Raw genomic sequence first — 15,881 nt, 5'->3', positions numbered from 1 at the left:
CCACTTTGGTTTTGCAGGTCTCTGGCGATTTCTTGTCTCACCTGTTGACCATCTGTGCCTGCGAATCCTGGCTGCATAATATTTTGAGCGCCTCCAAAGCCTGATTGCATGTTGGATTGGCCTCCACCGAATCCAGCTCCGGCAAATTGTTGGTATCCTCCCATGCTTCCACTGTTCATCCCACTTTGGTTTTGCAGGTCTTGGGCGATTTCCTGTCTTACCTGTTGCCCGTCTGTTCCGGCAAATCCAGGCTGCATGATATTCTGAGCACCTGCAAATCCACCAGCTTGCATTCCCATTCCAGACATTTGTTGAGCACGTTGTTGTATCTGCCGAACTGACTGTTGTGCTTGTTGAGCTGCTTGATTAATTCTTTGTAGCATGTTGTCTCCTCCTTGGATTCAATTAGTAACAACAACTATAGAATTTGTACTATTTTTTATTTTATACGTGGTTTTTCATAATAATTTAATTCCGTTTCCGTTTGTTAGCTTGTTACTTTCTATCTGTATATATTCATTTTTTCGTTAAAACAAATAATCAAAAACATATATGGTGATTTTCTTTAAAGGAGGAATTAATCTTCTTTCCAAACGCATTTTATAAAGCGAAGCAATCATTATTACTTTAAGGAGGAATTAAGTAAGTAGAAACCGTCATTCCTTACCCTCTACATTTGCAATTCTGAGTAAAAAATCATCTAAAACCCTTCCATTATTTACACTGAATTTGATTGTGCAATTTAGACATCATAATCATCAAGGAGGTGAAAACACATGTCAAGAAGTAACAGTGGTGGCGGCCGTAACCGTCTATTAGTACAAGGTGCAGAAATGGCTCTTGAACAGTTAAAGTACGAAATCGCTTCTGAGTTTGGTGTACAACTAGGAGCAGAGCAAACTTCCCGTGCAAACGGATCTGTTGGTGGAGAAATCACAAAGCGTCTTGTAGCAACAGCTCAATCTCAATTGGCTGGACAAGTTGGTGCTCCAACTACTCCTTCAAGAGGCTAATAACAGAATATAATGGATACGAGGCTACCTACTTAGTTAGGTAGCTTCACATCGTTCTAAAGGGAATCTTTGTATACAATATAAATTGTTTAATAATCCATTACATAATTAGGTAAATATATGGAAACAATATGAAAGAACCAATAAAAAAGGAGTGAAAAATATGCCACAACGAATTTATGATGTAGCACAGCAGGCACAGCAATCGTTACAGCAAATCCTGCAAATTTCCCAACAGTTGCAACAGCAGGAGCAACAAAATGCTCAAGCAGCACAACAAGCGCAAAACGGGCCTCAAGCAGGAATGCAATTACAAGCTTTTGCTCAAAGAGAGCTGACTGCTGCTGAGCAGCTGCAACAAATTCAGCAACTCGCTCAACAATGTGCACAACAATTACAGCAACAGCAGACACTCTAGCAAAAAGTGGCAGTAGCCATCTTGATACCCTCAATTTTTCACAATAATTGATACAGCCCCCTTGTTATTCTACAAGGGGGCTTATCTTTATCTTCGTTTATAGAATCAGTCTTCTCAATTCGCTATCCTTTTTATCAATTATCCCACATAAATATTATGGTCCTGCGGACAACTTTGTATAGATCCACATTCAATTTCCAGAAAAAATCTTACCGAATATAATTATATATAACCGATCTAGATCATAAAACAATTTGAATTACAAGTATTTCTTCTTATTTATAATTATTATAAAAAAATATTGATTTTTCTTTAGTGAATGTTATCATAATATTTATAGTCTTTCTAAAAAATCTATTAGAGGTGATTCTATTCATGAGTACTAATAAGAAAAATCTTACTACCAGCTGGGGTGCTCCAGTCGGAGATAACCAAAACTCCCAAACAGCTGGCGATCGTGGCCCTACTTTAATCCAAGATGTCCATCTTCTGGAAAAATTGGCGCATTTTAATAGAGAACGTGTACCTGAGCGTGTTGTTCATGCGAAAGGCGCTGGTGCACATGGTTATTTTGAAGTAACAAATGACCTTTCAAAATATACAAAGGCGAACTTCCTATCAAGTGTTGGAAAACGTACGCCAATGTTTATTCGTTTCTCCACAGTAGCAGGTGAACTTGGTTCCGCTGATACAGTTCGTGACCCGCGCGGATTTGCCGTAAAATTCTACACTGAAGAAGGAAACTATGATCTTGTTGGTAACAACACACCAGTATTCTTCATTCGCGATGCAATCAAATTCCCTGATTTCATCCATACACAAAAGAGAGATCCAAAAACACACTTAAAAAACCCAACAGCTGTATGGGATTTCTGGTCCCTATCACCTGAATCACTTCATCAAGTAACTACCTTGATGTCTGACCGTGGTATTCCTGCTACACTCCGCCATATGCACGGATTCGGAAGCCATACATTCAAATGGGTGAATGAACAAGGTGAAGGCGTATGGGTAAAATATCACTTTAAAACTGAACAAGGCATCAAAAACCTTGATGTGAATCTTGCTGCAAAGCTTGCAGGTGAAAATCCTGATTATCATACGGAAGATCTATTCAATGCGATTGAAAAAGGCGATTTCCCGGCATGGAAGCTATGTGTTCAAATCATGCCAATAGAGGATGCTAATACGTACCGTTTCGATCCATTCGATGTGACAAAAGTTTGGTCACAAAAAGACTATCCGTTAATCGAATTAGGCCGTATGGTATTAGATAGAAATCCGGAGAATTACTTTGCTGAAGTAGAACAAGCAACATTCTCTCCTGGCGCATTCGTACCAGGTATCGAAGCTTCACCGGATAAAATGCTTCAAGGACGCTTATTCGCATATTCAGATGCTCATCGCTACCGTGTTGGGGCAAACCATAATACTTTGCCTGTAAACCGTCCAAAAGCAGAAGTGAATAATTATCAGCGTGACGGACAAATGCGTGTCGATAACAACGGCGGCGGTTCTGTATATTACGAGCCAAACAGCTTTGGCGGACCAACAGAATCTACTGAAAACAAACCAGCCCCACTTCCGATCACTGGTGTTGCCGACAGCGTGGCTTATGACCAGCATGATCACTACACTCAAGCCGGCGACCTATACCGTCTGTTGAGTGAAGAAGAACGTACACGTCTTGTCCAAAATATCGTAGGTGCTATGAAGCCTGTTGAAATCGAAGAAATCAAACTTCGTCAAGTTCAACACTTCTTCAAAGCTGACCGTGAATACGGTACACGCGTTGCCGAAGGACTTGGCTTAGCTATACCGCAAGAAGTTTAAGATATCTAGAAATTAAGCAGACAAACAAATTCTCAATTTTATTCTCATTTTCTCAAGTAAAAAGGTATCCGTTTAAAAACGGATACCTTTTTTTTGAGAGAACAGCAGCAAAGTCTCTCCGACTTATTTTGTTGGTTATAGGGTGACCTCTCTCACGTCTATAAATCTTTCCATTTTTCTTTTGACTCTCTGGAGGGCATTATCTATCGATTTTACATGCTTGTTCAGTTCTTTAGATATCTCCAGATAAGATTGCCCGTCCATATATAATGAAAGTACTCTTCTCTCTAAATCACTCAACATTTCAGCCATTTTACCTTCAATATTATCGGAATTTTCCTGATTTATAATTAATACGGCCGGATCCGTCACGATTGACCCGGGTATCACATCCAAAAGCGTATGACCGGACTCCTCTTCATAAATAGGCTTGTCCAAAGAAATATACGAATTGAGAGGAGTATGTTTTTGACGGGTAGCTGTCTTGATCGCGGTTATGATTTGTCTGGTAATACAAAGTTCAGCAAAAGCTTTAAAAGAGGTCAACTTATCTTCCCTAAAATCCCGAATCGCCTTATACAATCCAATCATACCCTCTTGAATGATATCTTCTTTATCTCCACCGATTAAAAAATATTTACTCGCTTTAACTCGTACCACATTGCGGTATTTTTTGATTAGAAAATCCAATGACTCGCTATCACCTTTGTGAACCAATTCTACCAATACTTCATCTTTCAATGTTGGATAATTCTCTGCCAACTCTACTACGAAGTTTAGACTCACCCATATCCCCCCGCCGATTCTGAGTTTAGATGTTTTTTATGATTAAATTTGTCTCTTAATAGTACCGTAGATAAGCCTTTAAAGATATGAACAAATATCGACGGGTTTCTACATTCTGTGCCATAAAGCTATAAAAAATCGCTCATTCTTATACAGCTTATATCTTATAACCCCCGTAAAGAATGGTTGATGTCGATTTTTGCTCAAAACGTGATTAGTTTTTTTGCTTTAATTGGATTTGTATTACTCAAATCAGTTTTTTTAAAAATTCGTGAAGATAATCATACCTCGCAAGTAGTTTAAAATGACAAATTGTAAAATAAAAAGTATTACGCGGATGTAAATAAGCTCTTAAGCCTATATACCATAAAACTGGCCAAGCTGTATCATTTGTAAATCGTTAGCCCGGTATGTATAATATCAGAATATTCAAAACAAGTGAGGAGGATTAAAAATTGAAAACACGTTTGAGGTTTTTTGTAAGCGCTTTAATAAGTCTGGTTTTTTTAGCGCCCCAAGTGGCGGATGCAAAAGTACAGCCTGCTTCTGAGGGAAATGATTATCCCATCGTGTTAGTGCATGGCTTAACCGGCTGGGGCCGGGATGAAATGGGCGGATTTAAATACTGGGGCGGGTTGAATGATATTGAGGCCAATTTAAACAGCAAGGGACACAAAACGTATACAGCCGCTGTCGGCCCTGTATCCAGCAACTGGGACCGGGCTGTGGAATTATATCACTACATTAAGGGTGGCACTGTTGACTACGGGGCAGCACATGCAAAGGAACACGGCCATGATCGGTTTGGCAGGTCGTATCCGGGCATCTACAGTCAATGGGACAGTACGAACAAAATTCATTTAGTCGGCCATAGTATGGGTGGACAGACTTCGAGAACCCTTGTTGAGCTGCTGAAGAATGGAAATCACAAAGAAAAGCAATATTTCAGCCAGCACCCTGAAGAGGGACTTTCCCCTTTATTCAAGGGCGGGAAAAGCTGGGCACACAGCGTGACGAGCATTGCGACTCCGCATAATGGTTCCACATTTGCTGATGAGGGAAATCTGCTGCCATTGGTTAAGCAGATGGTCTTGAATGCAGGTGCCTTGTCAGGTGCAAACAGTGAAACAATGGCTTATGATTTCAAGCTGGATCAGTGGGGATTAAAACGGAAACGCGATGAAAACTTCGTACAATATGCAGACCGGGTATATAAAAGTTCGATATGGACCAGTGAAGACATCAGCTTGAATGATTTAACAACCTTTGGTGCGGCAAAAGTCAATGAGTGGGTGAAAGCCCAGCCGAACGTATACTATTTCTCTTATACCGGCAATGCAACCTTCAAAGTTCCCTTAACCGGGTATTCCTATCCGATAGCTACCATGAATCCATTGTTTATTGGTTCAAGCGGTTATATGGGATCGTATACAAGGAGCAGCCCAGAGCCTGTGATTGACAAGTCATGGTGGCCAAACGATGGATTGGTCAATGTCGTTTCATCCAAGTACCCTTTCGGTCAGGCAGAGAAACCGTATGATGGAAATGTGAAACAAGGCGAATGGAATCACTTCCCTATTCAGTATGGCTGGGACCATATGGACTATAACGGAATGAATGCGGGAGATGCCATTGGATTAACTGACATTTATCGCTTTTATAACGGAGTTGCAGAAAATCTGCATCAGCTGCCAAGATAATCAATTTCGCATTTTTTGCTGTCTCTGGGCATTTGCCGTGTCACATGGCATGCGCCTACATAGTTTATAAGGAGTTCAAATAGAAAAAGGAGAGTAACCCTATGAATCCTAATGATTTTCAATTTGTACCACCACAACAGTTTGATAATCAGTATTTGCCACAAGCGCCGGTTGATCCTTACAGACAACAGGTGCAGCCTCAGTCACTTGAGAGAAGAGTAAGCGCGCTGGAAAGGCAGAATCAGCAGCAAGTTAGAGAACTGACCCGGTTAAACCAAGAAATTGCCCGTATAACCAGAGAAATCAACCGCATTAACCAGGAGATCGGCCGCCTGAATCAGAACGATGAGCGCCATACACGCCGGCTGAACAGATTAAATCAAAGACTGCGTGTGGTGGAAGGCCGGTTGAACATTCCGTTTACTCAGGCTGAAGGTGAATTTTAACGATTGCATAAGAAGAAGCAGGAATCCTCATTGGATCCTGCTTCTTTTCTTACTCGCTTCCTTGATAATACTGGGCTAAAGTTACGATTGCACTACCCATCCGTTCATTTTCGGGAAAAATCACCCGCTCTACCCCCTCTTCCCGCAAAGCTTGAGCGGTCACCTTACCTACCGCAACCGCGACGACATCGTTAGAAAAGGCCTTTAAAATAGCTTGCTCAACCCCTTTTTCCCGGGCGTGTTTCATTAAAAAGCGGGCCTGAGGTGTACTCGTGAAGTTGACTGCATCAATGTCCCCGTTCAATAATTCATTAATCAGTTGTTCCATTATTTCAGGTTGAGGCGGAACATGTTGATAGGGAAGAATCTCTTTATATTCACAGCCCTGCTCATTCAGCCATTCGATGAGCTTTGGGGCAGGATCTCCATGTAATTGCAGCGCGACCCGGCACCCCTTTAAGTCATGAGCGGCAAGCTCCCGCATCAGACCCGCCGTGCTTCCATCGTCATCGCGGACAATCGGTGTGATATCGAGCTTTTTCAAAACATTAACCGTTTTATAGCCTCTCGCCGCGATATTCGCAGTCGCCAAAGCGTCAATAAATTCTCGTTCCTTGCCCATTTTTTCCGCAATACTACGGAGTGTATCCGTACCCACCCCGGTCGTGAAAATCATCCAATCATAGTTACCTGTTAATAAGGAGTTTATATCCGTTTCGACATTGGATTCATCGAGAAACACGGTTCCTTGGGCGGGGCGAATAAGTGCGGTTCCGCCCATGTTTTCGACAAGCTTTCTTAATTCTTCATTTTTACGCTGGCTTACTAAAGCGATTCGCTTACCTTCTAATTTTTTCAAAGTATTTTCCCCATCTCTTCGAAATCTTGTTAAACCTATTGTACCTTCTATTTGAGGAGAATACAGTGAAACTTGTTTATATTTCGTCATGGATTTTATTTTAAAAAAGTTATGAATTTGGTTGATTAGAAGCTTGATAGACAGACGCCGGTTTATGATCCAATCGGGTTCCCGTCGTTAAATTATTGTTAAGCCACAGTTAACGCGGCATCTTCTCTTTTCAGCTTTTTCCGGTAAACAAAATTAGATAGCTGTACACTAATCTCGTATAAAACAAGCAGCGGAACAATCACTAAAATGTCAGAAATCAAATCCGGAGGCGTAATGAGAATGGAGACAATGACAAGGGCAAAATAGGAAAGCTTTCTTGCCTTTGCCAGCCGCATTGGATTTAAGATTCCCAATCGTGTTAAAAACATCACCACAAGCGGCATTTCAAACAAAAGACCGAAAGGGAGAATCAAGTTAATCATAAACCGAAAATATTTTTCTGCTGTAAACATCATCTCGAATTGTCCGGCCGAGAGAGTAGTAAGAAACCCTAAAACGATGGGGAATAAAACGAAATAACCAAAAGAAATGCCAGCGATAAACAAGAAAAATAATCCCGGGATAAATCGAAGCGTTACCCTTCGCTCCTCCATTTTTAGCGCGGGAGCGACAAAGCGCCATGTCTGAAAAGCCGCTAAAGGAATGGTAGCAGCAATGGCAAATACCGCTGCAATCATCATATAAACCCAAAGAATTTCGCTAGGTCCAAGCACAGCAAGCTTGCCGTCCAAATCCTTAATGAGCCAACCGTAAATATCCTGGACAAAGATAAAACTCCCGATGAAAAAAACAATGAAACCTGCCAATGTTTTAATGATCCTGTTTCGAAGTTCCTCCAAATGCCCGATAACTTGCAAATCTCTGTTTTCCACTTCGTTCCCTCCTTTATATAAAGGACATATTAAAGTCTAAAAAAGAAGCAGACGAGTTGCCCCGTCCACTCATCTCTATATAACGATCCGACTATCCCTCTTTTTTAATCGCGGTTAATGAAGGTTTCTTCTCTTCTTCTTTTTCCGAATCGGATACTAATCCTTTGGTAGCACTTTTGAACTCCGATAACGTGCGTCCAAAAGCGCGGCCTATTTCCGGAAGTTTCGATGGCCCAAAAATAATCAGGGCGATCACAAGTACGATAATTAAGCCTGGAATCCCGATATTTGAAAGCATTCAGGTCAGCTCCTTTCTATATTGAAACCTGGTTTAGCACCATGCAATCCTGTCAATTGAGAACCAATTAATTGGTCACCTTTTCGCGCTTATTTTTTTTCTGTTTTTCATGGGCACGGCTATGGGCACGGTTACGATCTTCTTCCACTTCATTTGATTTTTGAACACCTTCCGAAACGCTTGCGGAAGAAACTTTACGGAGGCCCGCTTGGTCCTTATCGTACACATAGGTAGCTCTTGTGGAAATATCTGCCCCCGGTTCGCTTACGAATGGAACCACACGGTAATCCGCCCGCCATTGCTCAGGTGTCACCTGGCAACGGACATAACCGCGATAATCATTAAAGAATTTAATATGCGGGTTCTGGCTTAAGATTTTATCTGTGTCTGCCCGCTTATCAGCTCCGTTTCCGCCCGATGTGATCGATGTGCCGACGAATTCAACGCCGAAAACTTTCGAGTTCGGATCATTAAAATCTGTCTTTAAGTTGGAGGCCCAGCTTGCATGGACATCACCGGTCAATACAATAAGGTTATCCATCTCATTCTCTTTTGCGACATTAATCAGGCGGTCGCGTGCAGCGGGATAGCCATCCCACGAATCCATGCTGTATCGCGGAGCTGCAGGTGTACCATAATTTCTCTGTGCAAAGAAAATCTGCTGGGGCAGCACGTTCCATCGCGTGTTTGAATTAGAAAGATGTTCAGTAAGCCATTGCTCCTGTTCCGGTCCAAGAAGAGTTCGTTTCGGATCCAGTGACTCTGGGGTTTGCGGTGAACTTCCATCCCCGTTTGCCTGGTCATCCCGGTATTGGCGCGAATCAAGGACAAAGAATGAAGCCAGATCACCGTATGTGAAATTACGGTATAAACGCATATCTGCGCCTTCCGGAAGGGATGATCTTCGGAGCGGCATATGTTCATAATAGGCCTGGTAAGCGGCTGCCCGGCGCTTGATAAATGCCTCCACGGATTGACCCTTTTCCGGAATCACATTCGCATAGTTGTTTTCCACTTCATGATCATCCCACGTAACGACCCAAGGGAAGGCAGCATGGGCAGCTCTTAAATGGACATCTGAGCGGTATTGGGCATACCTGTTCCGGTAGTCTTCAAGAGTGATTATTTCCGGGCTGTTATGGACACGGACATTCCCGGTTGATGCCACATATTCATTTGGTCCATATTCATATATGTAATCGCCAAGGTGAAAGACAAGATCGAGATCTTCTTTAGCCATATGCTTGTATGCTGTAAAATACCCGTGCTCATATTGCTGGCATGAGGCAAATGCGAATGTAAGGCTTGATACTTTAGACCCCATCGCAGGAAGGGTTTTTGTTTTTCCGATTTGACTCACTTCGCCGCCGCTTTTAAAACGATAGAAATACACACGATCCGGTTTTAATCCGCTCACTTCCACATGCACCGTATGTCCCAATTCAGGCCTGGCAATTTCTTTGCCCTGCTGGACCACTTTTCTGAAATTCTCATCCCTCGCGATTTCCCATTTAACCGGAACAGCCTCATTAGGCATTCCTCCGCCATTCAACGGATCCGGCGCAAGCCTTGTCCACAAAACCACACCGTCCTCGAGCGGGTCACCAGAAGCGACACCGAGAGTAAATGGATAATCGCTAAACTTTGGAGCTGCATTTACCTCTAACCCTCCCATTGACTGCGCCAGGGCCAGAGTCAATGAAAGACCTGCCAGTTTACTCGCTCCCTGCAAAAAGTTCCGGCGGTCCATATGCTTTCCTAAGCTTTCCTCGCTCCACCTCTTAATCAGTTCATCCATACTCTCGTTATTCATCGATTATTCCCCTTTCTGAATGCAAATCTATGAATCGGTTTTAGTATAAATGGACATTTTTAAATCGCTGTTAAGAAATGTAAAGCGGCAAAACGTGATTTGGATATATTCAATCAGGACTTTAGAATCCTTTTTACAAAAAAGAGTGCGTTTAGAACATTTTCCATTAATAGACTCCTACAAAATCTTGCAAGAATCGAGACCTTTTTGCCTATTTTTCTTAATGAATCGTTTAAGTAAAAGTAAAAATAGAGAGACAGAATGAATTTTGACGGCAGGACGTATTTTTATAAGCAATGTTAATGATAATCGTTAAAAGAGCCTGTTGAAATACTACTCAACAGGCTTGTTGCACTAATTTCCTTTATCAGTGGATTTAACTCTTTCCAATTCAATTTCAGCGATCAATGGCAAATGATCGGAAGCTAGTGTTTTAATAACTTCAGCATCGTCTGCTTCAATATCGTCGGATGTAAAAATATAATCAATTCTCTTAGTTGGATTCGTCGCAGGATATGTGTAAGCTTCATGAGTTTCAGCAAAAACATCGTTATAATTGGCATTGATAGGCTGCATTTCTTTGCTTTCCGGTGTTGCGTTCAGGTCTCCCATCATGATTTTCGAGCCTTTGTCCCGGCTGGCGATATCATTGATTTCCCGAATTTGGATTTCACGTTCTGCAGAGGTTAAAGCAAGGTGCGTGTTATAAAAGTGAAGATGATTTCCTTTTACTTTGATAGTCGCTTCAAGCAGTCCCCGTTGTTCTGTATTTCCAATCTTCGTTAGCGGATGGTTTTCAGAATCTAAAATGGGATATTTACTTAAAACCGCCGTTCCATACTGCCGGCGTGGTTCTTCTTCTTTTAAAGGCTCACGGTCAAGATTGGCTCCGTATGCATAAAACATGCCAAGCCGTTCTGCCAGCCATTTTGCCTGGTCTTGAAAGTCACTGCGTTCCGACCAGTGTTTATCCACTTCTTGCAAGCCAACGATATCAGCATCGCTTTCTTCAATGATCCGGGCAATTCGCTCCAAATCCAAAACGCCATCCACCCCTTCCGCATGGTGAATATTATATGACATGACCTCAACCTCAACCGACTTCCCCCGCTTGAATTTTTGATCTTTCGCCAATGCACTGTTTTGCAAACCGGACAACGAAACAATTAAAAGCATAGTGACCATCAAACTCAATGGTATTTTGATATTCTTCATAACCATTATCCCTCCTCATAGAATAGATTTCTATTTGATGATAACGATGGATTTTATAGGTTTGGTTGCGTGAATGTAAAAACGGTATGTATTAATATTAATTTCGTAAAAGAAGGCCAACCATTGTCGGTTGACCTTAGACCATGCTTGTTATTTTGAGCATTCTTCAAGGCAGAACAATAATTGCATCCCCGATGGCACGTTCTCCAGCCGGATCGGATGGGCGATTTACGATGTCGGATCCTATTGTCATAGCTGTCGAACCGCCTCCATCGAGGTTTACAGCGTCAACCGCCCCAAGAGCTTTCATGATGCGGGCGCTTTCTTTGAAGCTTGCCCCTACACTATAATGTGGCTGGCGCCCGTCCACTGTGACCAAAAGAATCTTGCCGTCCTCCGTGACACCTGCTAGTGTACGGGGATTACGGCGTTCCCCAAATCGATAGTAGAACTCCGGGTTGTCGCTCCAATGGAAACCTTCGCTCACAGCGGTGATATCCTCTTTACCATCACGCAGCAATCGCGGTCCACCATTGACAATTCCCGTTTTCTGGCCATTTAGCGGCTGTTCATCTGCAAGGATTTTTGTATTGACTTTTATTTTAGTACCTTTCTTGCCATGGGCCAATAACCATTCGGAGACATCACCAGTTCCTGCTAAAACGGAACCTTCAGACGGGATTGGGCCTCCCCTGCTGTTTCGGACTTCTGTAACTTTTCCAGCTGAATTCAGTACAACTTCCAGTCCATCTCCAGGCTCGGTATTAGAACCAAACACAGAAGTAAACTGAATAAGTTCTCCGGAATCCGTACAAGTAAAGTCATGCTTAGGAAAGTCAAAAGTATCACCGATTCCTCCACATCCCCTGATAAGGCCCGGCTTGCGATTCAAACCGTCCAATTCCCTTTTTGCACCATCAGATGCCTTAACGGTAAGTTGAGTTTCTACAGACGCAATACGCGCCCTTTTTCCGGTTAGTACCAGGCTTGTCCTCCCGTTAACGGCTTCACTGATCAACTTTCCACCGATCATGGACACTCCGGCAAGATCTCCTTCGGTACCATCACTCGGTCCCACTACAAAATATCCTCCATTTATAGCTGCTAACGCACCTGTCCGGACTGTAAGAGCCGTTAACTTTTCCTTTCCAGGTACGATTCCCGTACCCAACTCAGGAATAATCTTGCCTGTAAACTTTTCAGGGTCAATTTCAAGAATATTTACCACCCATGGTCCAGTAGTTTTTCCCCCGTCTTCTGCTGAAAATACAACACGAGCCTTCTCATAGCCCATTTTTTTCAGATCGTCTCTTAATTTATTAGCATCGCTCTCGGACTGAAATGATCCAACCCGGACAAGGTAGCCAAGCGGGCCTTGTTCCGGATCGCCGGGAGGCCGCTCTGAAATTTTCTTCACTCGGGACTCATACCCTTGGGCGTTTAGTTCATTCTTTACCTCATCGGCTTCTTCGCGAGTTTTATAAAAGGCTACATCAATAATGAAAACATCTGTTTCTGAACTGTACCCACGGTCGATGCTTATATGGGCAAGCCCCGGAGCAATCTCTTTCTTATTCCGAGTTTCTCCGAGGGTAGGCTCACCAAGTGGAAGGGCTTGTTCCTTCACAGGAGCTGCTTGTACAAGAGTTAACGGTTCTGCTGCAGGGAGAGCAGAAAATGTCACTGTAGCCAAAAGACAGCCAGCTAACAGCTTTTGAAGAATCTTCATCGATTTCATCTCCTTATTGTTTACTTATATCCCGTTTGTTCTATTATCTGAATCTAATACGTTGATAATGCAGCATACGTTTTAAGTTTCTGTAAAAGTTAGAGCCTGTCGGTTTTTAGGTTTTACGGAATTCTCCAATAGTTTTACGGGAATAGAACTGTTTTTACGGAATTAACTATAAATTTTACGGGAAAAGCATCTACTTTTACGGAATTATATTTTCATCAAAAACATTTCGGTAAAAGGCAGGAAATTCACCACCCTAAGAAGAATTCCTAAAAAAACGATAAGGGGTGAACGACTCTTGATTGCCAAGGAACGAAAAGTACCGATGAGAATCCAACTAAATGAAACATTATTAAGACGCCTGCCAAAAAATCATCCTAAACGATCCGAAATTGAATCAGATCTGACTAGAAGACAGGCTGGCTATATAGGCGAACAAACCGTCGACCGTTATTTAAAATCTCTCCCCGAAAAAGACTATCTTGTTTTCCAAGATCTTCGCTTACCAAATGGACATTACCACTTTCAAATCGATACGCTGATTCTTTCCTCTAAATTTGCTCTCCTTATTGAAGTGAAAAATATCTCCGGAACCTTATTTTTCGATCGCTCCTTTAACCAGCTCATTCGGACTGCCAATGACAAGGAAGAAGGTTTTCCAGATCGCATTTCGCAGGTGGACAATCAACAGTTTCAATTCAATATCCTGCTAGAAACTCTGGAGATCTCAGATTTACCATTAGAATCTCTCATAGTGATCAGCAAGCCAGCCACTATTCTCAAAACCAGACATGAGAACTCAAATATTTTTCAAAGAATTTGTCATGTTGGAAATCTAGCATCTAAAATCCGAGAGTTCACAAACAGATATACAAAAGAAATGATAACCTCTAAAGAACTGGGGTATATACACGACCATCTATTACGAAACCATACTGATCCAGCCTATAATATTCTTAAAATCTACGGTATTTCCAAACAGGAAATACTGACTGGAGTACAGTGCCCCGAATGTTCTACGTTTCAAATGGCGCGCAAACATGGTGTATGGCAGTGCCCGAAATGCCATAACCATACCAAAGAAGCCCACCTCCATGCAATCTCCGACTACTTTGCCTTAATTGATTCCTCGATTACAAACCTGCAATTTCGGAAATTTCTTCATTTATCTTCCCCGGACACTGCCACATATTTGCTAAAATCCATGAATCTACCCAGCTCCGGCACGACAAAAGGCAGGATGTACCTTCGGCCTCTAAATTCTCGGATTTTATGAGGCCGTCTTCCCAAACGATCCAAGAATAAAAAAAGCTGTAAATCGTATAGATTAGAATGGAGATTTATTGGAGCCTACGCTCAAAAATCGAGATCAAGGAGTGAAAGCATGCCGGCAATTAACGGGGAGCAATATGTGGAGAGAATTAAGAAACTAAAGGCCAACATATGGATCGGCGGGAAAAAGATAACCGGAGATATTACGGAGCATTATGCCTTTAAAGGAATCATAAAAAGTAAATCCAAGCTTTATGATTTACAGTTTGATCAAGCAAAAAAGGATATCATGACCTATTCGTCACCATTAATGGGCGAGCGTGTGGGGATGACGTATTTGCCTCCGACATCAAGAGAAGATCTTGAAAAACGCCGGTTGGCCACGACTGAATGGGCACGATTGTCAGGGGGAATGATGGGCAGATCGCCTGATTATATGAATACAGCAGTAATGGCCCTTGGTTCCGCTTCTGACGTTTTTGATGGAAAAGAGAAATTTGGAATGAATATAAAACGCATTTACGAACAGGCAAGAGAAAATGACCGGTCTTTTTCCCATACTTTTGTGACTCCTCAGGTTAATCGCTCTTTAGCCTTTTTTGAAGGAGAAGGAGAGCCGATTGCCGCACGTGTAGTCAAAGCCGATAGCGATGGGTTGTATATGAAAGGAGCTAGACTAATAGCTACACAAGGTGGGATTACCGATGAGATCATGGTACTGCCTGCCGGTGGAAAACATATTGAAGATACCTATCAGTATGCTTTCTCTATTCCTAGCAATACTGCAAACGTAAAATTCATTTGCCGGGAATCCTTTGCTTATAATGATTCCTCATTTGATCATCCGCTAGGTTCGAGGTTCGAGGAAATGGATACAATTGTCGTTTTTAACCATACGTTGATTCCGTGGGAAAGAGTATTTCTGTATAAAGACTACAATATCGCCCAGAGCATGCTTACAAACACAAATTTCCTTACCTTTTTACTTCATCAAGCCGTTACAAGGCAAGTTGTTAAGTCGGAGCTGCTCCTGGGTACGGCCCAATTGATGACAGAGATGATTGATATAGGTGAGTACCAGCATGTAAAAGAGAAAATCAGTGAGATTATATGCGGGATTGAAATTATGAAAGGGCTTCTATATTCATCAGAAATAGAGGCAAAACTGAATAAACGAGGGTTAATGGTTCCTGCTCTAAATCCGTTAAATGTGGCCATCAATACATATCCAAAGCTTTATCCGCGATTTACGGAAATCATTCAGTTGCTTGGGGCGAGCGGATTAATATGCATCCCAACTGAGAAAGACTTTGATTCTTCTGACTTAAAGCCCGATCTCGACCTTTATTTACAGGGCGCCAATGTCAATGCCAAGGACCGGGTGCAATTGTTCAGGCTGGCCTGGGATATGAGCTTAAGCGCCTATGGAGGCCGGCAAACCCTCTATGAACGATTCTTTTTTGGCGATTCTGTTAAATTATCATCTGGATTGTATTACCAATATAATAAGGATCATGCCATTAATCTCGTTAACAATCTTCTAAAGGATGAATGATCATAGTCGTAGTCA

General features: G+C 42.2%; 14 protein-coding genes and 1 pseudogene. 7 read left to right on the top strand and 8 right to left on the bottom strand.

Annotated elements, in window-relative coordinates; all coding sequences use genetic code 11:
* A pseudogene (locus D0463_RS11830) lies at positions 1-383 on the bottom strand (hypothetical protein); the annotation flags it as partial.
* A gap of 393 nt (positions 384-776) precedes the next feature.
* Between D0463_RS11830 and D0463_RS11825 the strand changes: the two are divergent.
* The 3 genes from D0463_RS11825 to katA all read left to right on the top strand — a co-directional run bounded on the left by D0463_RS11825 (position 777) and on the right by katA (position 3,264).
* Positions 777-1,013 (top strand): alpha/beta-type small acid-soluble spore protein, encoded by a 237-nt coding sequence (locus D0463_RS11825; RefSeq protein WP_117307609.1) that lies wholly within the window; start codon positions 777-779, stop codon positions 1,011-1,013.
* Between the two features lie 163 nt (positions 1,014-1,176).
* Positions 1,177-1,431: a hypothetical protein gene (locus tag D0463_RS11820; RefSeq protein ID WP_117307608.1), complete on the top strand. Its 255-nt coding sequence runs from the start codon at positions 1,177-1,179 to the stop codon at positions 1,429-1,431.
* 375 nt (positions 1,432-1,806) lie between these two features.
* Complete coding sequence (gene katA / locus D0463_RS11815; RefSeq protein ID WP_117307607.1) at positions 1,807-3,264, top strand: catalase KatA; 1,458 nt, start codon at positions 1,807-1,809, stop codon at positions 3,262-3,264.
* 135 nt (positions 3,265-3,399) lie between these two features.
* Here the strand turns inward: katA and sigH are convergent, their stop codons facing one another.
* The gene (sigH, locus tag D0463_RS11810) at positions 3,400-4,050 is read right to left on the bottom strand and encodes an RNA polymerase sporulation sigma factor SigH (protein WP_117307606.1); all 651 of its coding nucleotides are present in this window, start codon (positions 4,048-4,050) and stop codon (positions 3,400-3,402) included.
* Positions 4,051-4,505: 455 nt separating this feature from the next.
* Between sigH and D0463_RS11805 the strand changes: the two genes are divergently transcribed.
* Positions 4,506-5,750 (top strand): esterase/lipase family protein, encoded by a 1,245-nt coding sequence (locus D0463_RS11805; RefSeq protein ID WP_254052779.1) that lies wholly within the window; start codon positions 4,506-4,508, stop codon positions 5,748-5,750.
* A gap of 101 nt (positions 5,751-5,851) precedes the next feature.
* Positions 5,852-6,196, top strand: a complete 345-nt coding sequence (locus D0463_RS11800) for a hypothetical protein (protein WP_117307605.1) — start codon at positions 5,852-5,854, stop codon at positions 6,194-6,196.
* A 49-nt stretch (positions 6,197-6,245) separates the two neighbouring features.
* On the opposite strand, the gene D0463_RS11795 is transcribed toward D0463_RS11800, so the two are convergent.
* From D0463_RS11795 to D0463_RS11770, 6 genes are all read right to left on the bottom strand, one after another.
* Complete coding sequence (locus D0463_RS11795) at positions 6,246-7,055, bottom strand: uroporphyrinogen-III synthase (protein ID WP_117307604.1); 810 nt, start codon at positions 7,053-7,055, stop codon at positions 6,246-6,248.
* 188 nt (positions 7,056-7,243) lie between these two features.
* On the bottom strand, positions 7,244-7,978 hold the full coding sequence (gene tatC / locus D0463_RS11790) for a twin-arginine translocase subunit TatC (protein ID WP_117307603.1): 735 nt from the start codon (positions 7,976-7,978) through the stop codon (positions 7,244-7,246).
* Between the two features lie 91 nt (positions 7,979-8,069).
* Complete coding sequence (locus D0463_RS11785; RefSeq protein ID WP_117307602.1) at positions 8,070-8,276, bottom strand: twin-arginine translocase TatA/TatE family subunit; 207 nt, start codon at positions 8,274-8,276, stop codon at positions 8,070-8,072.
* A gap of 67 nt (positions 8,277-8,343) precedes the next feature.
* The gene (locus tag D0463_RS11780; RefSeq protein ID WP_254052781.1) at positions 8,344-10,074 is read right to left on the bottom strand and encodes an alkaline phosphatase D family protein; all 1,731 of its coding nucleotides are present in this window, start codon (positions 10,072-10,074) and stop codon (positions 8,344-8,346) included.
* Between the two features lie 369 nt (positions 10,075-10,443).
* Complete coding sequence (locus D0463_RS11775; protein ID WP_254052778.1) at positions 10,444-11,304, bottom strand: endonuclease/exonuclease/phosphatase family protein; 861 nt, start codon at positions 11,302-11,304, stop codon at positions 10,444-10,446.
* Between the two features lie 166 nt (positions 11,305-11,470).
* Positions 11,471-13,033 (bottom strand): phosphodiester glycosidase family protein, encoded by a 1,563-nt coding sequence (locus D0463_RS11770; RefSeq protein WP_160118418.1) that lies wholly within the window; start codon positions 13,031-13,033, stop codon positions 11,471-11,473.
* 304 nt (positions 13,034-13,337) lie between these two features.
* Here D0463_RS11770 and D0463_RS11765 point away from each other — a divergent pair, with 304 nt between their 5' ends.
* Both D0463_RS11765 and hpaB read left to right on the top strand, forming a co-directional pair.
* A complete protein-coding gene (locus tag D0463_RS11765; RefSeq protein ID WP_117307598.1) occupies positions 13,338-14,315 on the top strand; it encodes a nuclease-related domain-containing protein in 978 nt (325 codons plus the stop codon).
* 108 nt (positions 14,316-14,423) lie between these two features.
* Positions 14,424-15,866, top strand: a complete 1,443-nt coding sequence (hpaB, locus tag D0463_RS11760; RefSeq protein ID WP_117307597.1) for a 4-hydroxyphenylacetate 3-monooxygenase, oxygenase component — start codon at positions 14,424-14,426, stop codon at positions 15,864-15,866.
* Positions 15,867-15,881: the final 15 nt, after the last annotated feature.

Origin of the sequence: Bacillus sp. V59.32b, assembly GCF_003429085.1 — a bacterium.
GTDB lineage: Bacteria > Bacillota > Bacilli > Bacillales > DSM-1321 > Peribacillus.
Note: the sequence above shows the minus strand (reverse complement) of the source record. Positions and strands in the feature narration are given on the sequence as shown.